Origin of the sequence: Streptomyces sp. CLV115 (assembly GCF_038448545.1) — a bacterium.
In the GTDB taxonomy this organism is placed as follows: Bacteria; Actinomycetota; Actinomycetes; order Streptomycetales; family Streptomycetaceae; genus Streptomyces; species Streptomyces sanglieri.
Genome location: NZ_JBCEWQ010000078.1, coordinates 17,615 through 40,619 on the forward strand (window position 1 = coordinate 17,615; position 23,005 = coordinate 40,619).

The 23,005-nt window shown below is 69.2% G+C and carries 22 protein-coding genes; 13 read left to right on the top strand and 9 right to left on the bottom strand.

Translation table 11 applies throughout. The features are described 5' to 3' along the window. Window positions 1-30: 30 nt before the first annotated feature. The 8 genes from AADR41_RS24850 to nudC all read left to right on the top strand — a co-directional run bounded on the left by AADR41_RS24850 (window position 31) and on the right by nudC (window position 9,008). Window positions 31-1,638 carry a hypothetical protein gene (locus AADR41_RS24850; RefSeq protein WP_342283618.1) on the top strand — a complete coding sequence of 536 codons (1,608 nt, stop codon included), beginning with the start codon at window positions 31-33 and terminating at the stop codon, window positions 1,636-1,638. Next, on the top strand, window positions 1,635-3,326 hold the full coding sequence (locus tag AADR41_RS24855; RefSeq protein ID WP_342283619.1) for an integrase: 1,692 nt from the start codon (window positions 1,635-1,637) through the stop codon (window positions 3,324-3,326). Before AADR41_RS24850 ends, AADR41_RS24855 begins: the two co-directional genes overlap by 4 nt. A 65-nt stretch (window positions 3,327-3,391) precedes the next feature. Then, window positions 3,392-4,513, top strand: coding sequence for a tyrosine-type recombinase/integrase (locus AADR41_RS24860; protein ID WP_342283620.1), 1,122 nt, complete (start codon window positions 3,392-3,394; stop codon window positions 4,511-4,513). Beyond that, a complete protein-coding gene (locus tag AADR41_RS24865) occupies window positions 4,513-4,854 on the top strand; it encodes a helix-turn-helix domain-containing protein (RefSeq protein ID WP_176729247.1) in 342 nt (113 codons plus the stop codon). Before AADR41_RS24860 ends, AADR41_RS24865 begins: the two co-directional genes overlap by 1 nt. Continuing rightward, window positions 4,851-6,227, top strand: coding sequence for a hypothetical protein (locus AADR41_RS24870; RefSeq protein ID WP_342283621.1), 1,377 nt, complete (start codon window positions 4,851-4,853; stop codon window positions 6,225-6,227). The genes AADR41_RS24865 and AADR41_RS24870 overlap by 4 nt, the downstream gene beginning before the upstream one ends. Continuing rightward, a complete protein-coding gene (locus tag AADR41_RS24875; RefSeq protein ID WP_342283622.1) occupies window positions 6,179-7,336 on the top strand; it encodes a hypothetical protein in 1,158 nt (385 codons plus the stop codon). The genes AADR41_RS24870 and AADR41_RS24875 overlap by 49 nt, the downstream gene beginning before the upstream one ends. Window positions 7,337-7,388: 52 nt before the next feature. Next, the gene (locus tag AADR41_RS24880) at window positions 7,389-7,844 is read left to right on the top strand and encodes an SMI1/KNR4 family protein (RefSeq protein WP_342283623.1); all 456 of its coding nucleotides are present in this window, start codon (window positions 7,389-7,391) and stop codon (window positions 7,842-7,844) included. A gap of 264 nt (window positions 7,845-8,108) precedes the next feature. Next, the gene (gene nudC / locus AADR41_RS24885; RefSeq protein WP_342283624.1) at window positions 8,109-9,008 is read left to right on the top strand and encodes an NAD(+) diphosphatase; all 900 of its coding nucleotides are present in this window, start codon (window positions 8,109-8,111) and stop codon (window positions 9,006-9,008) included. A 435-nt stretch (window positions 9,009-9,443) separates the two neighbouring features. On the opposite strand, the gene AADR41_RS24890 is transcribed toward nudC, so the two are convergent. Then, window positions 9,444-10,220 carry a hypothetical protein gene (locus AADR41_RS24890; protein ID WP_342283625.1) on the bottom strand — a complete coding sequence of 259 codons (777 nt, stop codon included), beginning with the start codon at window positions 10,218-10,220 and terminating at the stop codon, window positions 9,444-9,446. Window positions 10,221-10,510: 290 nt separating this feature from the next. Beyond that, window positions 10,511-10,747, bottom strand: a complete 237-nt coding sequence (locus AADR41_RS24895) for a hypothetical protein (RefSeq protein WP_342283626.1) — start codon at window positions 10,745-10,747, stop codon at window positions 10,511-10,513. A 374-nt stretch (window positions 10,748-11,121) separates the two neighbouring features. Between AADR41_RS24895 and AADR41_RS24900 the strand changes: the two genes are divergently transcribed. Next, window positions 11,122-11,517 (top strand): hypothetical protein, encoded by a 396-nt coding sequence (locus AADR41_RS24900; protein WP_342283627.1) that lies wholly within the window; start codon window positions 11,122-11,124, stop codon window positions 11,515-11,517. A gap of 20 nt (window positions 11,518-11,537) precedes the next feature. Here AADR41_RS24900 and AADR41_RS24905 read toward each other — a convergent pair whose 3' ends face one another. Further along, window positions 11,538-12,656, bottom strand: a complete 1,119-nt coding sequence (locus tag AADR41_RS24905; protein WP_342283628.1) for an NADAR family protein — start codon at window positions 12,654-12,656, stop codon at window positions 11,538-11,540. 107 nt (window positions 12,657-12,763) lie between these two features. On the opposite strand from AADR41_RS24905, the gene AADR41_RS24910 reads away from it, so the two are divergent. The 3 genes from AADR41_RS24910 to AADR41_RS24920 all read left to right on the top strand — a co-directional run bounded on the left by AADR41_RS24910 (window position 12,764) and on the right by AADR41_RS24920 (window position 15,378). Beyond that, a complete protein-coding gene (locus tag AADR41_RS24910; RefSeq protein WP_342283629.1) occupies window positions 12,764-13,315 on the top strand; it encodes a hypothetical protein in 552 nt (183 codons plus the stop codon). A gap of 267 nt (window positions 13,316-13,582) precedes the next feature. Next, on the top strand, window positions 13,583-14,542 hold the full coding sequence (locus AADR41_RS24915; protein WP_342283630.1) for an ATP-grasp domain-containing protein: 960 nt from the start codon (window positions 13,583-13,585) through the stop codon (window positions 14,540-14,542). Next, window positions 14,539-15,378, top strand: coding sequence for an ATP-grasp domain-containing protein (locus AADR41_RS24920; protein WP_342283631.1), 840 nt, complete (start codon window positions 14,539-14,541; stop codon window positions 15,376-15,378). Before AADR41_RS24915 ends, AADR41_RS24920 begins: the two co-directional genes overlap by 4 nt. A gap of 168 nt (window positions 15,379-15,546) precedes the next feature. Here AADR41_RS24920 and AADR41_RS24925 read toward each other — a convergent pair whose 3' ends face one another. The 5 genes from AADR41_RS24925 to sph all read right to left on the bottom strand — a co-directional run bounded on the left by AADR41_RS24925 (window position 15,547) and on the right by sph (window position 20,757). Continuing rightward, on the bottom strand, window positions 15,547-16,224 hold the full coding sequence (locus tag AADR41_RS24925; protein WP_342283632.1) for a class F sortase: 678 nt from the start codon (window positions 16,222-16,224) through the stop codon (window positions 15,547-15,549). 137 nt (window positions 16,225-16,361) lie between these two features. Further along, window positions 16,362-16,790: a hypothetical protein gene (locus tag AADR41_RS24930; protein ID WP_342283633.1), complete on the bottom strand. Its 429-nt coding sequence runs from the start codon at window positions 16,788-16,790 to the stop codon at window positions 16,362-16,364. 125 nt (window positions 16,791-16,915) lie between these two features. Then, a complete protein-coding gene (locus tag AADR41_RS24935) occupies window positions 16,916-18,919 on the bottom strand; it encodes a sensor histidine kinase (RefSeq protein ID WP_342283634.1) in 2,004 nt (667 codons plus the stop codon). Beyond that, window positions 18,909-19,619, bottom strand: coding sequence for a response regulator transcription factor (locus AADR41_RS24940; RefSeq protein WP_342283638.1), 711 nt, complete (start codon window positions 19,617-19,619; stop codon window positions 18,909-18,911). Before AADR41_RS24940 ends, AADR41_RS24935 begins: the two co-directional genes overlap by 11 nt. 160 nt (window positions 19,620-19,779) lie before the next feature. Continuing rightward, window positions 19,780-20,757 (bottom strand): sphingomyelin phosphodiesterase, encoded by a 978-nt coding sequence (sph, locus tag AADR41_RS24945; protein ID WP_342283635.1) that lies wholly within the window; start codon window positions 20,755-20,757, stop codon window positions 19,780-19,782. Between the two features lie 317 nt (window positions 20,758-21,074). On the opposite strand from sph, the gene AADR41_RS24950 reads away from it, so the two are divergent. Beyond that, complete coding sequence (locus AADR41_RS24950) at window positions 21,075-21,992, top strand: maleylpyruvate isomerase family mycothiol-dependent enzyme (RefSeq protein ID WP_342283636.1); 918 nt, start codon at window positions 21,075-21,077, stop codon at window positions 21,990-21,992. A 45-nt stretch (window positions 21,993-22,037) separates the two neighbouring features. On the opposite strand, the gene AADR41_RS24955 is transcribed toward AADR41_RS24950, so the two are convergent. Then, window positions 22,038-23,005, bottom strand: a 968-nt coding sequence (locus AADR41_RS24955; protein ID WP_342283637.1) for an AAA family ATPase, incomplete at its 5' end; no start/stop codon positions are given.

Sequence of the window (23,005 nt, forward strand, 5' to 3'; positions counted from 1 at the left end):
ACGCTCCCGGGTCAGCGGCCCTACCTCGGCATGCTCCACGAGCTGCCCGACCATGTGCTGGCCGGCGACCTCGCCCGCGGACTTGTTGCTGCCGCTCATCCCAACGGCCCGATCCGCACCTACCGCGAGGCCCGGCATGCCGTCCGCTGCGCCCGGCACCTCGCCCGCTACCTGCACGCGACCGGATTCACCGGCCCTCTTTCCGGTCTCACTGCAACACGCATCACGCCCTACTGGCTGGAGTTCGGGTTCACCTTCGAGCGGCACAGCCGCATCACCCTCAACGGCTTCGTCGCTGACGGCGGCAGCCTCAACGCCGGCGTCCAAGCCCACCTCGACGGAAGGCCGATCAACCAGCAGGTCGGCTCCACCCCCCATCGGCCCTACAGCGACGCAGAGTGGCGGCGCATCGATCAGGCCGCCCGCAGCGCCATCGACACTGCCTGGCAGGACTACCGCAAGGCTCTGGAATCCGCTGAACGCGGGGCCAACCCGATCGTCCACGGCATCACCCGGGACAATCTCGCCTGGCTGATCCGTAGGACCGGCCCCGTGCCGGTTCGCGCGATCCGAGCGATGATCCCTGGAGCCTCTTGGGCAATCACCACCGCGGTCCTGGAGATTCGCGACGCCCTGTTCCCATCCGGGTATACGGCACTCGTCTACAACCTCCGTCTGGCCATGCTGACGGGCGCCGTGCCCGACGGTATCGACGCCCTCGCCGTACCCGACTTCACGCACACAGGCCCCGCCACGGGCATGCTGTCGTACCGGAAGGGTCGGACCGCCCGCGAAGCGCTCAGCCTGCGCGGCCCCGCCGTGCGACTCCTGGACCAATGGCTCTCCCACTCCGCGCCTCTGCGTGAGCATGCCGGAGAACTCTCCGACTCCATGTGGATCAACTACAACGGCACGGCGCTGTCCGGGCAACCCCGAACCCCATGGCAGCGGATCAAGTGGGCTCAGACCGTCGGCCTGACCGACGACAACGGCCGGCCTATGGCCCCGCACGGCGGCAGGATCCGCACGACCTGTCATCACAGGCGCGACCGCTCCGCCTGGACCGGGCGCACCACCATCGACCCCAACCACACCCCTGCGATCGAAGGCGATCACTACCTCCACCACCACACCCCCACCCAGGTGGAGGCCATCGAGGGAGTCATCGAAGAGGCCCAGCGAGACATTCGCCGCAAGGCCGCACCACCGGTCATCGCTACCAGCCGAGACGCCGCCCGGTTCGCTGCCGACTTCCCTCGCCTCGTTGCGGACGCCGGACTCGACGGCGACGCCATCAAGGGGCTACTGGCCGGCGAACAGGACGTGTTCGTCGCCTCGTGCGCCAGCCTCTACAACAGCCCCCATGCCCCGACCGGAACCGCCTGCCCAGCCCGCCCCTGGGTGTGCCTGTTATGTCCACTCGCCGTGTTCACCCCAAGGCACCTGCCCAACCTGCTGCGTCTCCAACGCTATTTCGCCGATCAGGAACGGCACATGACGAACGCGCAGTTCCTGGCCATCTTCGGCCCCTACGCCGAGAGGCTCAGCACCGACCTGCTGCCCCGCTTCAACACGACAGCGATCCAGTCCGCGACCGAAAACGGGTTTGCGGTCCTGCGACCGGAGGAGATCCCGTGACCAGACCCGACGCTCTGCCCGCCAGCGCCGGTAACAGTCCCTTCACCGGCTCGGACATTCTCCAGACTGCTGGGTACCGCACGCGGCCCGGCACTCGTCACCCACACTTCGACCAGGACGTCTGGGACCTGACCTGCGTCGCCGACGCCCCAGCGTCCTGGCCGCGGAGCGAGCAGATCCTGGACTTTACTCAGGTCACCAATCCGACCTGTCGAGTGGTAGCGCGCACCTATTTGATGGCCCGCCTCGTGCCCACTCATCCGTCTGTCGCCGTCCTCCCGCAGGCATACCGTTCTCCGCTCGCCCTGCAGACGCTCCGGCACGAACTCGTCCGCCTCACAGCCTGGTTCAACCACCTCACCAAGGCGGGACTCACCAGTCTCCGGCAGATCCACCAGCAGCACTGTGACGCCTACCTGCCCGTCGTCTCCGCCGGCCGCACCAACCCCGGCCAGGCGGTCACCCCCGGCACCATCGCAGGTTTCGTTCTGACCACTCAGGCTCTGGCCGCGTACGCACCGCTGCTGCCCGACGCCTACCCGACAGGTTTCCGTCCATGGGGCGACCGCACTGCCGCCCAGGTCGCCGGATACCAGCGTCCCGACACCAACCAGACTCCTGCCGTCCCAGACGACATCCTGCGGCCCCTCCTCGCGGGCGCCTCCTACCTCATCGACACGATCAGCCCCCACCTGGCCGAGGAAGCCTCCCGTGCCCGGCAGACCATCGCCCGCCGGAGCGGCATCCGGTCGTCCCTCCGCGTCGAGCACCACCCGCTCGTCATCGCCGAAATCGAGCGGTCTATCGCGGCCGGAACCCCGGCGCCCCGTGCTGCCCCTTCCGGCGTCTCCCGTCGGCTAAACACGGGTTGGGACACCTGCGACCCACTCCTCACACTCGCCCATACGTCCTTCACCAAAGACATCCTTGGGCTCTCCTCCACCCAACGGGATCTCGAGAGGCTTCGGCCACAGTTGGAGGCATGGGTCGCTGCCTGCGGTATCGAGAACCCGTGGTGCCGTGGCGCGGCAGCGGTGCCTCGCGCCGATGACGAAGAGCCTGTGCCTTGGGCCCTCCCGATGAATCACTTCGCCCTGGACAGCACGGTTTTCGCCGTCATTTCCGCCGCCTACTACCTCACCTCGGCACTGTCTGGCATGAGGAACTCGGAGCTGGCCGAACTGACGCACGGCTGCCGCCGCAGCGAAGACCGCACCTACGGCTCCCGCCACTGGCTGGACTCCCGCCGCGTCAAGGGTGAGAAGTTCGGCGGAGTACCGGACTCATGGGTGGTCATCGAGGATGTACACCGCGCTGTCGGAGCCGCTGAAGCCCTCGGCGGCACGGAGCCTGGGGACCTGATCTTCCCCGGCGCCAACAACTCGGCCAACCGGTACACCGCGCTCCGGGACTGGATCAACGGTCCTCACGGGCAGCATCTCGGCCTCACCCCGATCCCCGATGGACCTGTCCACCCGCGGGCTCTGCGCCGTACCCTCGCTCTGTCCATCGCCCAACGCCCCCACGGCCTCCTGGCCACAAAGTGGCACTTGAAGCACGTCTCGGTGGCCACCACCGAGGGCTACACCAAGGCTCGGGAATTGCATCAGACGGGCGCGAAGCCGCAGGTCACCTGTTCACGGCGACGGCCTGACGGACCCCAACGCTACTACGAACTGGCCTTCTGAACAGGCAGTTTGCCAGGCACATCCCGTCTGATGCAAGATCTGCCCTCCAGAAGGGATGGTCTGGAGTGGCGCAAGAACGGAAGGTGGCCCTGGCTGGGGCGGCTCATCTGGAGCTGGTCTCGGGGGTGATCCAGCTGCGTCCGGAGGACGCGATGGTCGACGCGATGCTGCGCGGCTGGCGGGCCCAGCAGATGTCCCGGGGCCTGAAGGAAGACACGATCGCCGGGCGGGAGCGGCTGATTCGCCGCTTCCAGGAGTTCACCAACGAGTACCCGTGGTCGTGGTTGCCGGGCCACACGGACGAGTGGTCGGCCTCGCTGACGGGTGAGCGGCACCTGGCGCCGTCCACGATCCGCAGCTACCAGGGCGACGTGCGGCAGTTCACCGAGTTCCTCATCGACGGCCGCTACGGCTGGGCGGTCGCCTGCGAGGACGCCTTCGGTACCCACCCGGTGGCGATCTGCCACGAGTGGAACACCATCGCCCACCTCAACGACTACGAGGGCGACCCGGAGGCCCGGCCGTTCACCCGCGAGGAGCTCCAGCGGTTCCTCGACTACGCCGACGACCAGGTCGATCGGGCGGTGCGGTCCAAGCGCAAGGGCGCCCTCGCCGCCTACCGGGACGCCACCTTGTTCAAGGTCATCTACGGCTGGGGACTGCGGCGCACGGAAACCTCGAAGCTGGATCTGGCCGACTTCGGCCGCAATCCGAAAGCCCGTCAGTTCGGACGGTACGGCACGCTGAACGTGCGTTACGGCAAGGCGAAGAAGGGGCAGCCGCCGCGGCGCCGGAACGTGCTGTCGGTCATGGACTGGGCGGTGGACGCCGTCCAGGACTACGTGGAGAACGTCCGCCCGCAGTTCGGCTGCGAGGACCACCCAGCGCTGTGGGTGACCGAGCGGGGCGGGCGGGTCAAGCCGTCGGAGATCAACGCCCGGTTCGTCGCCTACCGCGCGGCGCTCAAGCTCCCCGAGGCATTGGTCGTCCACTCGCTGAGACATTCCTACGTCACGCATCTGACTGAGGATGGGGTGGATCGGCGGTTCATCCAGGAGCAGGTCGGTCACGAGTGCGATAGCTCCACCGCCATCTACACCCACGTCAGCGACGACTTCATGAACACTGCTCTGAGCAAGGCACTGAACCCGGCGTTCGACGAGGCGCCGACCAGGAAGGACCGATGATGGCCGCCAAGCTCGACTACCGCTGGCACCTGCGTCACCTGATGGCGGACCGCGGAATGTTCTCCACCACGGACCTGCTGCCGCCGCTGGCCGAACGCGGCATCACCCTGTCCTCCAGCCAGGTCTACCGGCTCGTCGTCGAACGCCCCGAGCGGCTCAGTCTGAAGATCCTCATGGCCCTGCTGGACATCCTGGACTGCACGATGGACGACCTGATCGAACCCGTTGCCGCAGCCAGCGCCGCGCAGAGGCCGAAGAAGGCGGCCGCGGGCGGAACGACGGCCGAGGGCATCGGCGGCCTGCGGCCCAAGCGGGCACGGATCGCACCGGTGGACCGGTGAACGGGCTCTCGGAAGAGGTGCTGGCCGACCCGGTCGGCCTGGTCGTGCGCCTGGTCGGCAACGTCGAACGGCACCTGGAAGCCGACCGCATCCGCGAGATCGTCTGCACGGTCATGCGCGAGCGGGCTGGTCGCCGGCGCCTCGCCCAGGCCCTGCACGAGGATCCGTCACTGCTGCGGACCGGACGACCTCCGGCACCGTTCTGCGTCGCACGACTGCTGATGGCCCTTCACGAAGCCGGCGCACAGGACATCGCCCTTCCCCGCTGCGGTGAGTGCGGCCGCGCACGCCCCTACGTCGGCAGCCGCAGCGGCGGCCGACGGGGCTGCTCGCCCTGCTTCGACAAGGCCGCCGACTGCGCGGGCTGCCACCAGCAGCGGCGCGTCGTCAGCCGCGACCGCCACGGCAACCCCCGGTGCGCGAAATGCCCCGATACGGACGGCGATCCATTCGCCACGCTCGCCGGCCTCATCACCACGGTCGATCCCACGCTCGACGCGGGCGCCGTTCAAGCAGCGCTCGACCGCGCCACCGTCCGAAAGGCCGGCCAGCGCCGCCTGGCCTGGGCGATCACCGCCCAACCCGACCTGCTGACCGGTGCTGGCTACGACGCCCCAACCCCCGCCGTCCTACGGTTCATCGACGCACTCGTCCAGGCCGGAGCCACCAGGGTCGTCAATCCGGCCTGCTACCGCTGCCATGAGGTCAAGTCCCTGTCGAAGGTGCTCGACGGCAAACGGGTCTGCCGCAACTGCTTCGCCCGCAACGCGGCTGTGCCCTGCACCCGCTGCGGCTCCGTCCGCGAGCCCGCTGCCCGCGACGCCGAGGGGCGGCCGCTGTGTCCCAACTGCCTGGTCAGTGACCCCGTCAACCTGGAGGAATGCCGCGACTGCGGGCGCCGCCAGAAGGTCGCCGCTCGGCTTCCCGACGGACCACGTTGCGCCAACTGCCGGCCCAGGACCGCCGCCCAGTGCGGCATCTGCGGACGGACAGGAGTCTGTGAGATCTCCCGTGTCACGGGCGAACCCTGGTGCAACCGGTGCCAGTTGCGGTGGGCGCCCTGCAGTGGCTGTGGAGCCGTCGACCACGTCCGCAGCGGCACGTGGGATGCACCCCTGTGCGCGAAGTGCACCAACCCGGACCCGGACTACTGGGGCCGCTGCCCCGTCTGCCGACCACCTGGCAGCTCAGCACCCGTCCCTGCCAGCGATGCGCGCTCGACCGGCAAGTACGCGACCTCCTGGCCGGCAACACGGGCACGATCCGGCAGGACCTCGTCCCTCTCTACAAGGCACTGTCCGGAGCCGAACGCCCCACAAGCACCATGTTCTGGCTATCGGGCTCGAAGGTCGGCGGCCTGCTCCGGCAGATAGGCCGTGACGAACGGCCCGTCACCCACGACACGCTCGACGAGTTGCCCGCGAGCAAGGTCCTCGCACATCTCCGCAGCGTCCTGGTCGCCACCGGCGCCTTGCCGCCTCGCGACGAGCGGCTGGTCGCCCTGGACCAGTGGATCACCTCGGCGCTCCAAGCACGCACCGATCTCACCGAGCGCCGGATCCTGCACGGTTACGCGGTCTGGCACCACCTACGTCGACTCCGGCGACGCCTCGGCCAGGAGCACACCACGCACCTGCAGGCGCTGAACGTACGCTGCCACGTCACCGCAGCAGCGAACTTCCTCGACTGGCTGTCCGACAGCGCTCTCACGCTGGGCACGTGCACCCAGGTTGACCTGGAGCGATGGATTGCCGACCCCAAGGCCACCTACCGGGACGAGACCAGCCACTTCGTCCGGTGGTCCGTCCAGCACCGGCATGCCAAGGGACTCACCTACGGCACCGTGCGCTGGACAGGACCCTGCGGGACGATCGACAGCGAGAAGCGCTGGGCCGACGCCAGGCGCCTCCTGCACGACGACACGCTGGCGACCTCGGATCGAGTCGCCGGCCTGCTGCTGGTCCTCTATGCCCAGCAGATCGCCACCATCAGCCGCCTGACGGTCGACGACGTCCACCTCGACAACGACAAGGTCGGGATCACGTTCGGCACCTCACCTGTCGTCCTCCCCGAACCGCTGGCCGGCCTGGTGCGCGACCTCATCGCCACCCGGCGCGGCAAGGCCAGGATCGGCGCCCCCGACGACGCGCCGTGGCTATTCCCCGGCGGCCGTCCCGGACAGCCCATCGGTGACGACCGGCTCGGCCTCCGCCTCCAGAAGATCGGCCTCCAGCCGCGCCAGGACCGCTCCACCGCCCTGTTCACCCTCGCCACCGAGGTCCCCGCCGCCATCCTTGCCCGGATGCTGGGCGTCCACATCCAGGTCGCCGTCCAGTGGCAGAAGGCATCGGCCGGCGACTGGGCCGCCTACGCCGCCGAGGCCAGCCGCCGTGCCCCCACTCCGGCGGGCGAAGTCCAGACCAACGAGGTTCCCGATGGCCAGCACCCAAGAACAACAAACCCTCCGGGGCTAACGACGTGAAGAGCCACGTTGATCTTGCCGCGATTCCTACACCGAACGAGAGGTGCAACCCATGACCGACCATCTGTCTGCCGTCTTCACGATGCTTGGGCCGGGAGGCCGACGCTTCGCCGATCCCGAAAGCTGGGCGCGTCTTGAGTCGGAGGTCGGCACAGAACTCCGCAGCGACTACAAGGAGTTCATCGACGAGTACGCGCCGATCACGGTCAACAGCCACCTCTATTTCAAGCACCCGGCGACCACACGTTGGAACCTTCTCAAGGACATCCGGGAGACCGAGCAAGCCTTCCGCGATGCCGACTGGGACGGCCTTCCGCACCCGGAGACCGGTGCTGGCGGAGTTCTGATTCCTGCCTTGTCGACCGACTTCGGCTTCCACGTCTTCCTCAGCCGCAGCCCACGGACGCCCGACTGGAGCGTGGTGGTACACGACCGGGACAAAGGCGGGTACTGGGAGCATGCCATGAGCTTCGCCGAGTGGCTCTACCGGCACCTCATTGGCAGGTAGTCATCCATCCCAATGGAACGCATTTCTACCCCGGTCCGGTCAATCTCGAACACTTGCCCATGAGTCCGGACGATCGCCCCGTTCCCTGGTACGGACCTGACCGCGGGATGTGACGGTGGTTATCTAGTGTTGTCAAGCCATCGAGCCAGTTCATCCCAGATCTGATCCGGTAAGGCATGTTAGGCAAGTTCTAACTGCGGAGGGTGTCGGCGGACGTATCCGCTAGTGTCGAGGACAGGCAGACACTGTGATCCAGGAGGAGCGGTGTACTACAGCGGGTTGGGGCTCGACCGTGTCGTTGATCGGCGGGGAGACTCGGACTGGATCGAGGCACTGCTGACCAGGGCCAGTACCCAGGTCATTCCCCTGTGGCAGGACCAGTGCCTGGTGCGAAACGAAACGCCGTTGCGGCTGCCCTTGGCCCAGGCGAGGGACATCCTCGTCGCGGCCGGCGACCGGGTGCTGCTCGGCCTCGAAGGCGAGAGGGCGGTGTTCGCGGCTGATGTGTCCGGGCTCGAACGGGAGAGCGCCGTCGAGCTGGCCGGCGCGGACAGGATGCTGGACGTGCGGGCGATGGTTCCCACCATCACGCCGGACGAAGCGGGTCTGCTGGCGTACGCGCGGGGAATTCTGCACTGGAACCGCAATCAGCGGTTTTGTGGCGCCTGCGGGGGCCCGGCCCGGTCCTACAATGGTGGCCACCTGCGGACCTGCCAGAACTGTGGGAAGCTGCTGTTCCCGCGGATCGAACCGGCCGTGATCGTGCTAGTCGAGCTTCCAGGCACGCCCCGGCGCTGCCTGCTCGGCCGCCATGCGGCATCCGGCCCGAACCGCTTCAGCACCCTAGCCGGGTTCGTCGAGATCGGCGAGAGCTTCGAGGACACGGTGCGCCGCGAGGTGCGGGAGGAAGCCGGCGTCACCGTGGGTGCGGTGACCTACCAAGGTTCCCAGGGGTGGCCGTTCCCGGCCGGGGTGATGATCGGGTTTCGCGCCGAGGCCCTTTCCGACGCGATCGATGTGGACAACGTGGAAGTGGTGGAGGCACGCTGGTTCACGGCCGCGGAACTGCGCGCGCGGCTGGCGGACGCTGCTCTCGGCGGCCCGTACCGGGTCGATTCGATTGGCAAGGCGCTCATCGACCAGTGGCTGGCCGACACAGACTGAACCGATGCGGTGCGAAGACAGATTTACGCTGCCTCGCTCATCTTCTGCTTCAACTCGGCCACCGCCTGCGTCCGTTATCTGGGGTTGAGTAGCCAAAAGCGCAGCTCAGAGGCCATGGGGCGCTGTAAGGCATGAGGGCAGCCCGCTCGCAGGTTTGGACATCTGTCTGACGAAGAGTCTCGATCGAAACTCTTTGCCGCCCTGGTCAGAGGGCCTGCGCACCCGCCGACTGAGCTGCGGAGTGAAAACCGCAGCGACGGGGACCAGCGTACAACCGCATGCCTTACAACCCTTACGGCTTACAGCAACCCACGATAACCTCGGGGCCGAGGCATTCTGAGAGTTCCAATACCCGACTCCACCATTAAACCCTCGGAAATGGACGCCTCTGGAACCGGTTCGATATAGGCACCCCGTGAACGTGATCCTGCCGGATCAGTCCTTCGATCCACATTCATCGAGCGGCTTTGCCGTCGTCGCGGAGTTGGAAATAGCGGGCTGTTCGACATTTGGCAAGTGATGCCCCTCGGGAAAGCTTTCGAAGACCCTTCCGTTGATCATCGCAGCATCGCCGATAACTGGAAGGTCTTGCGAAAATTTCCCCGTCTTGCCAGGCTTCCCCTTCTCTAGTAAGCCTCGGACTCTGTGCCATTCCACCCCCTTGGCGTCATTGAAAGTCATCTCGCTGACGTCCAACACGGCAACGCGGGAAACTGGGTTGCCGTCTTCATTGAGCAAGCTCGTGGACTCCACAGCGATCTTCGAGCAGGGCGGGAGAGTCGGAATCCAGGTGCCCCCGGCGGCTGCGTGCCGAAAAATCGGGACACTACCTCGCATTTCACCTTCATAGACTCGGTACAGGAAGCCCACCTGTTTCACCGGGTCCAATGATCGGTTAACGATTACCAACCGATTCCGGGACGCTCCCAACTGCTTTTGGTCATCCGACTTATGGTCCTCCAGCCAGTAGGTCACCTTCGACGCCTGATCCTTCGTCTTGTCTTCGTCCTGCTCCTTGGACTGCTCGAGTTGATCTTCCGCTACCTGGGCGCTCCAGTAGGTACCCCACGCGGTGATCGCCAGGCTGAAGGCACCTACCGCAGCCGCCGCAGTGAGCGCCCAGGTTTCGGCGCGGGTGCGGGCCCTTCCCAAGTTCTGCCGCTCTTCTTGGAGCCGGGACTCCTCGGCTCGCAGTTCGTTGCGCCGCTGCATGGCCCTCACGCCGGCCCGTTGACTGGCTCTCACCGCTTCCCCCTGACACTCGATCACCAAGCGGGGAGGAGGTTACCGGACGCCGCTGGAGGGGGATCGTTTCGTTTCCCGCCTGGCGGCCGCGGAACCCGAGGAAGCTGCAGCGGGCTCGCACGGGCGACTAGTGCGATCAAAAGCCCGAAAGTAATCGATTTAGCCCGAATTGCCCCGAGGCAAGCGTGACTTGAGCGCGGCCTGCAGGCACTGGACAAGCCAAGGCATTCGGACAGTTCCAATACCCGACTCCACCATTAGCCCGGCCGGGCGGCCACCAGGCCGCGTTCCTCGCCGAGGTCCGGGCCGAAGAGGAAGTTCAACACACCCGGCTCGCAGTCGCCGCCTACCACGAATTCCAGCAAGGCATCCTCCCCTCCGGCCGAGGCGCACGCGACCTGGTCACCGCATTCCAGAACGTGGACCAGTCCCTCGCCGGACACGACCCCGGCCCCGCCACCGTCGCTGACGACCGCCGTGTGGAGACTCCTCAAGACCCGGGCGAAGACCCTTCACATCGGCGTGGCGAACTACTGCTGGTTCACCGACCCAGCCAAGGCCCTGTGCCTCACCATGGCCGGCACCCCGAATGCCAGCGAGCCTCTGCTCGGCATGTGCGACTCCGCTCGCTGTCCCCAAGCCACTCATCACCCTCAACATCGGCAAGCATGGGCCGACCACGCCGAGAAGACCCGAGCCGTGTTCCTCGGCAATCCCCGGCTGTCCGCGTCGGAACGTCAACGCGCTCAGCAGACCTACGAGCGATCCATGCGCATCGTGGAATCCATCGACGCCGCAGCAGCCGGTGAGGAGACATCCAGTGCCCCATGACCGCCAAGCCAACGCGGAGAGTCGTTTGAAGGCCGCCATGGATCAGCTCATGGCCGGGGACGTCCCCGAGGGCCTGTGGTGCAACATCAAGTCCCTCAGCATCCTCGCCGCTGTCCCTAGAGCAACGCTGTACCGCACCTATCCCCATATCAAGGAAGAGTTCGAGAACCGGCTCGGCAGGGCCCGGGAGGTCACTGGCGAGCCAGACCCACGCGTCGCCCAGATCGACCGTCTCAAAGCCGAAGTAGCCGACTTGAAGGAGCGACTCTCCCGGGCGAAGCAGGAAGCCTCCGCGGCAGCCGAGTTCAAGACACTGGCGCTGTCCCGGCTCTCCGAACAGCACGACGAAATCCAGCGCCTCCGCGCAGCCCTCGAGGGGAGTGGGAACATCCGCACGCTCCCAGTGGGAGCACGCATGCGCCCTGGGCAGTAAGGGCCAGGCCATCCCCCTGGCTAGCTGATTCCGGCCCGCCGCGAGTGGAGTTCGGAGCGGACGAGCTCGAGGAGGCGACCGCTCCAGTTGCGTCCGCGGCCAGCGTTGTCGCCCCAGAAGCCGGAGTCGGCGTCATCGTAGATGAGGGTGGCGTCGCCGGTTTCCAGCAGGATCTCGGCCAAATCAGGGTGCTGCATGTACTTGGCGCGCAGGAGTGTGGTCATGACGGCCGTACGAGCATGCTCCCAGCCCTCGCGCCGAGTGGCGGCGGCGGCCAGCTTGCGGGCACTGTATGAGGTATCCGCTGCGGCAACGGCGGCTTGCACAGTGGAATCGGCGACTGACAAAGCCCAATAGGCGTGGGAGACCGACGAGTAAGTGATGCCGTCGATGTCGATGGGCGCAGGGTAGTCGCTGCGAAGGGCCACCACACCCGGGTCGTCGACTCGCTGCCGCGGGTACGAGTGGTACAGCTGGATCGCCGGTGCGTGCGGCGTTGCCGGCCCATCCGCAGAAACCCGCGAAGGCCGTTCCGAGATCAGCCGGCCCCGCTCCTCGAAGTAGGCGACAGCATCGGCGTAGTCCTTCTCGGAGACAGGCTCGTCGGACCACCACCCTTCGGGTACGACGCCCGGCCCGGCAACCAACACTTTGAGCGGCCAGTCCTTGCGGTCCATGTCGCCCAGCGCATAGCGGCGCTGTGTCTTCGGGATGGCGAGATAGGCGGCATGTGCGGCAGCACGGTTCTCCTCGGTCCGGTCAGCGAGGAAAACATCGACGGCGGCCAAGCACCGCGCGGTCGAATCGGGGCGGCCGTTCAGCTGGTCGATGGTGTCCCGTACTTCGGCGAGCAGCAGCTCGGGGGTGAGCCATGTGCGTGGCTCACTGAACTTCCACATGGCCAGGCCGTGAGCCGATGCCTCGGCGCCTTCCGGGAGGTCGGTGGCCACCCATCCGGAGTGCAGCTTCTGCTCGAACTCGTCGACGGTGACCAGCTCCCAGCAGTCGATGAGCCCGTCGGCGTAGATGACGAGGTCGGTGAGGAAGAACGTCCCCCCGTTGCGAATGAAGGCGTGACGCCAGGTACCGGGTATGCGGACGCCGTCCGCCTTGCGATGAGTGATCCGGTTGCCGATCATCCCGTCATTGTGCCCGCCCGGCCTCGCGCCCTACCCCTCGCTGAAGATTCATCCCGCCGCGATGCTCAGGCCCCCTCCCCCCCAGCATCCACGGGAAACGGCCGGACATGTCTCATGCCCGCATAAGACCGCTGAACCCGTATGCCGCCAAGCCGTACCGGCGGCCCGAAGGCTATGAGACGCACCGGTTCCTGACGCCTCGCTGGAAGGCCGCCGAGCGGCGGCGGCTCATCGGGACAGGGATGCCGGACAAGGCGGTGAAACCGCTCCGGGTGTGGCTCGATCCGAGTCACGGTCCGGCATTGGAGGCGCTTCCTCTCGACCTGGTGTGGGCGACGACGTGGGAGGAAGAAGCCAACGAATTCATCGCCCCGGTCCTGGGACTTCCCGAACTGCCCTTCATCGCCTGGTCCCCGTCGCGGGCCGCGCCGGACGACGGTGTGTTCTGGAAGACGCCGGAAATCGTCGATTGGGCGCAGGGCCGGCCGTTCGCCTGGGTCGACGACGAGATCACGGAGGCGGACCGCACCTGGGTGCGCGAACACCACGACGGTCCCGCACTGCTGCACCGCATCGACCCCCGACACGGCCTTTCCGGTGACGACTTCGCCACACTGACGGCGTGGGCGGCCGGCCTGGACCGGCGTCCCGGGGACTGAGCCGGTCCAGGAACGCTGAGAAGGACGAGACCTTCCGGGGCGCGAATGCCTTCCTGCCCGCTGTCCCGGTGGCGGTGACCCGGAAGCGGAGTTCCCGCCCTCGCGGTCGTCGCGGGCGGACGGCGGATGATGAACAGACCATCAGTAACCCACGGCCGAGGTCGCTTTGGGGCGGGCGTGACGTAGCGTTGCCCTTTTGGTGGTGCTCGAAGGAGCACCACGAGGCATCGTTGTGCCCCATCATCTGGGGCACCGAGGGGTTTTGGGATGAAGCTCTGCTTCCTCGTCGAAGAGCTGTACCGGCATGACGGCATGCCGCTCGACGTCGTCCGGCAACTGAAGTCGTGGGGACACCAGGTGGACGTGGTGCGCCCCGGCGGCTCACTCCTGCGGATCTCGGAGGAGGTGCGGGCGGGAACCCATGACGCCTGGGTACTCAAGACCGTGTCCGGCGGCCCCGGACTCACCCTGCTGGAGGCCGCGGCGGCGGTGGGACTGACCACGGTGAACGACGCACGGTCCATTCGCGCGGTGCGTGACAAGGTCCTCACCTCGGTGATCGCGCGCCATCACGGACTGCCGGTTCCGGTCACCTATTCGGCACCGAGGGCCTCGCTGTTCGCGGACGTGCCCGCGGAGCTCTTCCCTCTGGTGGTCAAGCCCGCCGACGGCAGCTCGGGGCGCGGGGTACGGCTCGTGACGGAACCCGGGGAGACGGCCGAGGCGGAGCAGCCGGACGAGGGCCAGCTCATCGCACAGCCCTACGTGGCCAATGCGGGCTCCGACCTGAAGGTCTACTGTCTCGCGGGCGAGTTCCACGCGACCGTGCGCCGATCCCCGCTCCACCCGGACGCGCCGGTCGACGAGCGGGCCGTCCCGCTGCCCGCCGAGGTGGCCGAGGCCGCGGCGAAGGTGGGAGCGGTCTTCGGACTCGATCTGTACGGCATCGATGTGGTGCTCGGCCCGGACGGTCCCGTGATCGTCGACATCAATGACTTCCCGAGCTTCCGTCAGGTCCCGGACGCCGCGTCCCGGTTGGCCGGAGCGGTCCTTGAGCTGGCCAGGTCCGGCGGCGCCGGCCGGGCGGGCATGCCCGCTGCCACTCCGCGCGTTTCCGTGCCGGCACAGGGCCCCCAGGTGCGGTCCCGTCCGCATCCCGTGGTCGGACTCGGTCCCGCCACCGAAGCGGACATGGTGGCGGCTGTGCCCGAGGGCGCCCGGATATGAAGGTGTGTCTGCTGACCGACAAACCCGATCATCCGCTGCTCGCCGCGGTCTCCGCCGCACTGGTCGCGGCGGATCACCAGGTGACATTCTCCGATCCGGATTCCGCAGCCGCGTCCCCGTCGCGGCCGGTGCCCCCGGGCGGACTCGCCGATGTCTACCTCCTGAAGGCGCACACGCCCCGGGCGCTGGCGCTGGCACGCTCTCTCGAAGCGCTCGGCGCCCGGGTGGTGAACTCCGCTGCCGCGACGGAGCTGTGCCAGGACCGGAGCCGGATCGCCGCAGTGGCGGCGGAGGCCGGTCTGCCGATGCCCCGGACACGGACCCTGGACGCGCTGTCCGAAGCCCTCGGCGGAGCGGAGCCGGCGCAGAACGGCTATCCGCTCATGGTCAAGAGCCGCCACAGCCGACGCGCGGACCTGGTCGCCCGGGTGGACGGCCCGGACGGGCTCAGGGGCCTGGCGTCGAAGTGGTCCGACGAGCCCGTCGTCCTGCAGGAGTTCGTCGCGAACAGCGGCTGGGACCACAAACTGTGGGTGATCGCGGGTGAGGTGTTCACGGGGGTACGCCCCGCCGCAGTGGGCGCGCTGCCGGGCGGCGCGCGGCCCGCGCCGCTGGTCCGCGATCTGCCGCGGGACTGGACCCGGCTTGCCGTCCGTACGGGAGAGGTCTTCGGCCTGGATGTCTACGGTGTCGACCTGCTGGACCGCGAGGGGGCGCCCGTCGTCGTCGACATCAACGCCTTCCCGGGCATCCGAGGCCCGAAGGGCGCCCCCGAGGCGCTGGCGGCCCTGGCCCTGCGACGAGCCAGGCCCGGCCCCCACACACCGGAGGGCTGAGACACATCGGCCGTCTCCAGGGACTTGCCGGGCGTGCCCGGCCGTCCTCCGGGCGCCCTCGAAGGACATGAACCGGACCCGGCGTCCGGCCGGTTGCCCGGCGCCTCGTTCGCGACGGGCCGCGCGGCCCACCGGGTCGCGCGGACACGCGGCCGGAGCGGGGACTCCTCAGCTCCGGTTCGCGTACACGATGAGGTTGTCCACCGGGTGGCCCTCGGCGTCGAAAGCGCCGTCACAGGTGATGAGACGCAGGGTGCGTGCGCCGGTGGATCCGTAGACCTTCTCGGTCGGGAACGCCTTCTTGCCGACCGTCTCGGTGGCGGTGACCCGGAAGTGGAGCTCCGCGCCGCGGTCGTTGCGGACGGCGATGTCCGCTCCCTCGGCGATCTTCTTCAGATCGTGGAAGACGGCCTTCCCGAAGCGGGTGCTGTTGTGTCCGATGACGACTGCCGCGCCGCGCTCGCCGGGAGCGGCGCCGCCGGTGTACCAGCCGGCGGTCATGCCCTTCTCGGCGGGAGGGACCTCGACGGTGCCGTCCTGGTTGAGGCCGAGGCGCATCAGCTCGCTGTCGATTCCGAGTGACGGGATGCTGATGCGGACGGGGGCGGCCGCCGGGGCATCTGCGGCCTTCCCGGCCTCCGCCGAACCGGACTCTGCCGAACCGGACTTCTTCGAACCGGCCCCTGTCGAACCGGCCTGTGCCGGAGCGTCGACCGTGGCGGTCCTGCTGCTGCCGGGTGCGGTGGCGGACGGGCCGTCCGCGGCGTCAAAGGAGCAGCCGGCGAGGAAGAGACAGGCGAGCAGCGGCAGCGCGGCGCGTCGGAGCGAGGGCGAGGTGCGGAACATGAGGGCTCCAGGTCTGGGCGGGAATCGGCAGTGGCGCCGCCCGGGAGGGGCGGCGCCCCCACGAGGGGGCGTCAACTGCTCACGGGCGTCGACCGGCCCGCGGAGTCAGCCGACTCGGTGAGGCTGCTGCCGGCCGGTCAGCCGTTGCGCTGCGCGGCGGAGCGGCGGCGCAGCACGATCGTTCCCGCGCCGGCGACCAGCAGGGCCGCCGCGGCCGATCCGGCCAGAACGGTGGTCTGATCGCCGGACGTCCCGGCCGGTCGCTCACCGGCGGCCACCCCACCACGCGGAGCGGCGGCCCCCGGACGCCTGACGGTGGGCTCGGCCTTGGCCGGTGCCGGGCTGTCGCCCGCGGCGACACCGCCACGGGGCGCCGCCGACGGCTGCGCGCTCCTCTTGGGCTCGGCGGTGGCGCCGCCCTCCGCGCGGGCTGCCGCGGACCTCTTCACGGACGGCGCCGAAGGCGAGGGCGTGGCGTCGGCGAAGGCGGAGGCGGACGGTACGAGCACCGCGCCGGCCGCGACAGCGGCGAGGACAGCGGTGCGCAGGGACAGTCGGTGGGGCATGGACATCGCTCCATTCCAGGTCGGCCTCGTCGGTCCCCGGGTGCCGGTTCGCACCCGGGCACGAGGCATGCCGACAGGCTGGCCCGAAGTTATGAAGAAGCTGTCAGGACGTTGTGGGCATCGCATCAGGCCCGGTCGGCGGCGCCCGGGGACTCGTCGGCCGGCCCCACGGCGCTCGTCGGCCCCTCGGCGCTCGCCGGACCCGGTGCGTCCGCCGCATTCGCGGGCAGGCGGAGCGTGAACACCGAACCCTGCCCCTCGACGCTCGCCGCACTCACCGAACCCCCGTGCGCCTCCACGAGTTTCCGTACGATCGCCAGACCCAGCCCACTGCCCCCGGTACGGCGGTTGCGCGACTTCTCGGCGCGCCAGAAGCGGTCGAAGACATGCGGCAGGTTCTCGGCCGAGATGCCGCTGCCGGTGTCCGCGACCTCGATCACGACCTCGCGGCCGGCCGCCGCCCCGTCCGCCACCGCCCCCGCGCCGTACGCGCGCACCGTCACACGTCCGCCCGGCGGGGTGTGACGTACGGCGTTGGAGACCAGGTTGCCGACGGCCTGGCGCAGCCGGACCGGGTCGGCCCACAACACGGGGGACCGCGCGCCGTCCCCCGCGGGCGGTGCCGAGAGTGCCACCCCGGCGGTCTCGGCACCCGCCTGGTGCGCCGCGGCGACCTGTGCGAGCACGTCCTCGACGCGCACCTGCTCCGGGTGCAGACGCAGGGCGCCGGCGTCCGCCGCGGCGAGATCCTGGAGGTCGTCGATGATGTGCTGCAACTGCACGGCCTCCGTGTGCAGCGAGGCGATGAACGCCGGGTCGGGCTCCGCCAGGCCGTCCTGCGCGGCCTCCAGCCAGCCCCGGATGTTGCTCAGCGGGGTGCGCAGCTCATGGGCGACGTCGCTGACCATGTCCTTGCGCTGCGCCTCCAGACGCGCGCGGTGGTCGGCCATGTCGTTGAAGGCCGCGGCGAGCCGGCCGATCTCGTTGTCGCCCGTGACCAGCACGGGCTCGGAGTCCTCGCCGTCCCGCATCCGCTGGGCCGCGCCGGTCAGCGCGTGCAGCGGTCGTGCCAGCCGGGATCCGGCGAGCATCGTGGCCCCGACGGTCAGCGCGAGGACCAGCGCCGCCGCGCCCGCGATCTTCGCGGTGTTCGCGGGGGAGAGGTCGAAACCGGGCACCGTCGTGCCGTCCTCGTCGCCGATGAACAACAGGGCGGGCGAGGCGACGTAGGAGCTGAGCTGTTCCCGGCGGGCCGTGTCCACGCACGAGGCGGTGGCACGGTCGTCCTCGTCGGTGCGCAGGCTCGGCGGCGGCTCGGGTGTCGGAGTCGCGGCGCGGGCCTTGACGGCGGCCTGCGGTACGGAGTCGTCTCCCCAGGACAGGTCCAGATTGAGCTGTACGCCCGGACGGTCCTGACGTTTCAGGCAGGCGTCGGCGAGCTGATTGAGCGCGTCCAGGGCCTTCTGCTCGGTCGCGGTCGGTGAGTCCAGCTCTTCGGTCGTGCACCGGGTGTTCTGCACACGGTCCGGATCGTTGCCCACGATCTGCATGCGCGGCCGCCCGCTCGGACCCGTGACCACGTCCGCCGCGATCCCGACCCGGCTCAGGCACACCGCGCTCCGGTCGGCGGCACGCTGCAACGCCTTGCGTTCGGCGGCGGGCAACCGGAACGGGCCGACCGCGCGCGGGTCGACCCGGTCGGCCGCGTCCCCGGACCGGTCGACCGTCCGGGACAGGGCCGTGTCCACGGACAGCGGGTCGACGATCGCCGATGCCTGGGGCGGCAGCGCGGGCGGCGCCGGCCGGGAAGCGGAATCGGCGAGCGGACGGCGCTGCTCGGTGGTGAGCGCGATCCGCCGGCCGGACTGCCGCGCCAGATCGCGCACGGTGCTGTCGACGCCCTCCCAGGTGGGGTGGCCGGCCGCGTAACCGAGCAGGGTGTTGTAGATCCGGGCGTCGGCGGTCAGGTTCTGGCCCTGCTCCTGCTTGATGGCACCGGAGGTGGTCTGTACGGCCAGCCAGGCCGTGGCGGCCACCGAACAGGCCGCCACCAGCACGGACACCGTCAGCAGACGGCCGAACAGGCTCTTGCGGAGCGGCGGCCGGTTCCGCCGCCGGTCACGAGGCACGCGGAGCGTTTTTCGCCGGGTCCGTCAGCTTGTAGCCGACACCGAAGACGGTGAGCAGCCGGATCGGACGACGTGGTGCGGGTTCGATCTTCTTGCGCAGGTTCATGATGTGCACATCGACCGTGCGGAAACTGATGTAGCGGTCGAAGCCGTGCAGTTCCTCCAGGAGCCGCTGCCGGCTGAAGACCCGCTCCGGTTCGGTCGCCATGGCGGCGAGGATCCGGAACTCACCGGGTGTGCAATCCACCGGCAGGCCCTCCACGGACACCTCGTGCCGGTCCGGGTCGACGACCAGCGCACCGCACCTCAGCGTCTGGTCCGCGGGGGACGCGGTGCTCTCCGTGCCCCGCCGGCTGCGCCGCAGCAGGGTCCGTACCCGGGCCATCAGCTCACGCGGGCTGTACGGCTTCGTCATGTAGTCGTCCGCGCCGAGATCCAGCCCCAGCAGCAGATCGTCCTCGGTGCTGCGGGCCGTCAGCATCAGCACCGGAAGCTCCCGGTGCTCGGCGCGCAGCACACGTACCACGTCCAGGCCGTCGGCCCGCGGCATCATCACGTCGAGCACCAGCAGATCGGGCTCCCGGTGCCGGACCTCGGCGAGCGCCGCGAGCCCGTCACCGACGACCGTGACCGCGTGGCCCTCGTGTTCGAGGTAGCGGCGTACGAGTTCGGCCTGTTTCTCGTCGTCTTCGGCGACCATGACATTTGCGCACACGCGAACGATCGTAGATGACCACGAAGAGACCATTCATGGCGCCGGATCGTGCCGGTGGTTCCGGCTGATGCCGCTTGCACCGGCCGGATCGCCGCAGGTGCGGACGGTCCGCACCCACGGCCGGCTCTCCGCCCGCTCCGGGGCGCTACTGGGCCGAGGCGATAACCGGGTAGTGGTCGGAGAGGTTCGTGTACGTGTAGCCGGTGCCCCAACTCGACACCGTCCAGGGCGCGCTCTGCTCCTTGACCACCTCGTTCGTCCACCCGGGCGGCTGCGCGTGCCCGACGCGGTGCAGCACGTGGTCGAGGTCCTCGCGGGGGTCGTCGGGGTAGCGGTCGGCGGCGATCGAGTTGTCCCGGGTGTCGAAGGAGTACGGGTGGCCGGTGCGGGTGGCGGCGGTCAGATCCGCGTCGGCGAGCATCGAGGCGTACTCGGAGGAGTGCGAGTCGACGTTGAAGTCCCCCGCCACGACGACCTGTTCGGATGCCGGAATGTTCTTGGCGTCGAGGAAGGCGTCGATCTGCTTGAACTGCAGACTGCGCTTCGCGGCCGCCTCACCCGCCTTGCACCCGGAGTCCGTCGACTGCGTGTGGGTACCCACGACATGGACCCTTGCACCGCGCACATTGAGCTCGGTGTACGCGAATCCCTTGTTGGACCAGCTGTCGCTGCCGCAGGCGTCCTTGTAGATGTGCTGCTCCTTGCGGACGATGGGCCACTTGCTCAGCACCGTGACACCCCCATCCTCCGGAGTCACCGCCGAGTACGCCCCGCCGGTGGCGTCCCAGCCGCTCCTGCTCCGGCCCACCACGGGGGTCTGGTACGGGTACTGGGCGGACGCGTTGCGCAGCAGGGCGTCGGACGCGGAATTGTCGAACGCCTCCTGGAGCACGACGACGTCATTGCCCCGGAAGAACGAGGTCTTCGGTATCTCCGCGGCGCGGTGGTCCTGGCCCCAGTTCGGGTACAGCGTCCTGCTGAAGACGAACGTGTTGTACGTGAGGACGCGCAGCGACGGAGTCTCGGCCGCCGACGCCTGCGGCGCGTTGGCGGCCAGCGTCGCCGCGGCGAGCGCGCCGGCCAGAGTCGCGCCGGAGATACGACGGATCGCGTGATTCGGCACAGGGTCTCCTCGTGTGGGGGGAGGGGGCGGAAGGTGGTGCCGCCCATCAAAGCAGGGGGAGTTACCCGTGGGTAGACATCGGATGCCGGCGGACTTGCCGCAACCGTACGAATGGGCGCCGCGCCGCGACCGCGCGGGCCCGACCGGCTCTGCACGGCGGCGGAAACCGATCGGAGCCGTGGCGTTGTGGCACTTGTGGCAGCTCCTGCCACCTGGTCTTCTGTACCACGGGCGCCGTGGGGCACCCAGGGATGCGGCCTGCGGGCGGGCTGTTCACATCGGGTGGGCGGGCAGGCTCGGCAGAAGCGGGGAGAAGAGTGGAATCAGCGACCGGACGCGATGCACGGGGCACGCTGCCCGAAGGGCTCGGCGATGCCCTGCGGGCCACCGCGGAGGACATCGCGGCGGTGTTGCGCGGGGCCGCGGACACGAGTGTTCCGGTGCCCCGGTCGGAGTGGACCGTGGGGGAGGCCGCGGCACACCTGGCACAGGCCAACGAGCTGATGGCCGACATCGCGGCCGGCCGGGAACGCCGCTACGGGGACGGAACGCCGCAGAGCCTGGCGGCAGCCAACGAGCGGGGGCTCGCGGAGTTCGGCGAGCGGGGAGCCGGGCCGTTGGCGGAGCTGATCGTGAGGCACACCGAGGCGTACCTCACGGCCTGCGAACGGCGCGCGACGGACAGCGTCGGGACGAGTGGCGGGACCGGTGGCGGGACCAGTGGCGGGGCGGGTGACGGTACGGGGGACGGCACCGGCGGAGGGACCGGTGGGACGGCCGGGACCGTGGTCACGCCGCTGGGGCCGATGAGCCGGGAGGTGCTGGGCTCGTACCTGCTGACGCACATGCTCGGCCACGGCTACGACCTCGCCCGTGCGCTGGGGCGCCCCCACATGATCGACCGCACGCGCGTCGACCTGTCCCTGCCGTTCCTGATCACGGCGATGCCCAGGGTCACCGATGCCGCCGCCACCGCCCGGCTCACCGCCAGTTACACGATCCGTCTGTGGGGTGGCGCCCGATTCGGTGTCACCTTCACCGACGGCGCAGTGACCGTCGGTACCCGTCCACCGGCCCGCCCGGACTGCACCATCCACATCGAGCCGGTCACCTTCTTCCTGATGGCGCTCGGCCGCATCGGCCCGAACGGCGCCATGGCCCGGGGCCGGGTGTTCGCCCGGGGCCGCAGACCCTGGCTCGCGCTCCGGTTCCCGGGGCTGTTCAAGGCACCCTGAGCCCTGAGCCCCGAGCCCTGAGCCCCGGGGCCGGGGTTCACTGTCCTACGCCGGGTTCCCGTGGGATTCCATGAGCTCCTGGTGGGCCGCCGTCACGTCCTGGGCGAGCACGGTGGTGATCTCCTCCCGGGTCGGCGTCGAACCGCCCGAGTGCTCGGCGTACAGCCGCAGGTCCCGCTGCGCGGTGGCCTTCTGGCACAGCTCACGCGCGAAGCGGGCATTGCCCAGGGTGTCGGCCATGCCGCCGTCCACGGCGGCGGCGAAGAGGTCACCGAGCGTGGTGGCGGCCGCCGCGTCGGGCACGTCGCCCTGATCGCCCAGCACGGACCGGGCGATCAGCAGCAGTTCCTGCGCGGAGTAGGAGGGGAAGTCGACCCGGGTGTTGAACCGGGACACCAGCCCCGGGTTGGCGGCGAGCAGGCCGGTCATCTCCTCGCGGTACCCGGCGAGCACCACCACGAGCCGGTCCCGGTCGTCCTCGGCCCGCTTCAGGAGCACCTGGAGCGCCTCGTCACCGAAGGCGTCGCCACCGCTGTACCCGCTGTTGGACAGGGCGTACGCCTCGTCGATGAACAGCACGCCGTTCAGTGCGGAGTCGATGATCTTGCTGGTCTTGATGGCGGTGGATCCGAGGTGCTGCCCGACGAGGTCGACACGCTGGGCCTCGATGACATGGCCGGAACTCAGCAGTCCCAGCCCGGCGAAGACCTTGCCGATGATGCGGGCGACGGTCGTCTTGCCGGTACCGGGAGGGCCCGCGAAGACGAAGTGCCGGGGCCGGGCGCCGCTGGGCAGGCCCTGCTCCTCCCGGAGCGCCGCCATGCGCAGCTGCGCGATCAGTGTGAGCACCTGCCGCTTCACGGGCTCCAGACCGATCATGCCGTCCAGCGCCTGCTGGGCCTCCGCGAGCAGACGGGCCATCTCCTCGCGCGACAGCCCGTCCGCACCGTCCGTCTCCGCCGGCCCGGAGCCCTGTCCCGTGCCCGGAGCGGCCGCGGCAGGGGGGACGGGGG

Bases quoted from the DNA above. Each gene is read 5' to 3' on its own strand.
- AADR41_RS24915 (WP_342283630.1), top strand. From the start codon at position 13,583: ATGAAGCTCTGCTTCCTCGTCGAAGAGCTGTACCGGCATGACGGCATG.
- AADR41_RS24925 (WP_342283632.1), bottom strand. From the start codon at position 16,224: ATGTTCCGCACCTCGCCCTCGCTCCGACGCGCCGCGCTGCCGCTGCTC.
- AADR41_RS24850 (WP_342283618.1), top strand. From the start codon at position 31: ATGCTCCACGAGCTGCCCGACCATGTGCTGGCCGGCGACCTCGCCCGC.
- AADR41_RS24940 (WP_342283638.1), bottom strand. From the start codon at position 19,619: ATGGTCGCCGAAGACGACGAGAAACAGGCCGAACTCGTACGCCGCTAC.
- AADR41_RS24865 (WP_176729247.1), top strand. From the start codon at position 4,513: ATGGCCGCCAAGCTCGACTACCGCTGGCACCTGCGTCACCTGATGGCG.
- AADR41_RS24875 (WP_342283622.1), top strand. From the start codon at position 6,179: ATGTTCTGGCTATCGGGCTCGAAGGTCGGCGGCCTGCTCCGGCAGATA.
- AADR41_RS24880 (WP_342283623.1), top strand. From the start codon at position 7,389: ATGACCGACCATCTGTCTGCCGTCTTCACGATGCTTGGGCCGGGAGGC.
- AADR41_RS24905 (WP_342283628.1), bottom strand. From the start codon at position 12,656: ATGATCGGCAACCGGATCACTCATCGCAAGGCGGACGGCGTCCGCATA.
- AADR41_RS24920 (WP_342283631.1), top strand. From the start codon at position 14,539: ATGAAGGTGTGTCTGCTGACCGACAAACCCGATCATCCGCTGCTCGCC.
- AADR41_RS24900 (WP_342283627.1), top strand. From the start codon at position 11,122: ATGGATCAGCTCATGGCCGGGGACGTCCCCGAGGGCCTGTGGTGCAAC.
- AADR41_RS24910 (WP_342283629.1), top strand. From the start codon at position 12,764: ATGTCTCATGCCCGCATAAGACCGCTGAACCCGTATGCCGCCAAGCCG.
- AADR41_RS24890 (WP_342283625.1), bottom strand. From the start codon at position 10,220: ATGCAGCGGCGCAACGAACTGCGAGCCGAGGAGTCCCGGCTCCAAGAA.
- AADR41_RS24930 (WP_342283633.1), bottom strand. From the start codon at position 16,790: ATGCCCCACCGACTGTCCCTGCGCACCGCTGTCCTCGCCGCTGTCGCG.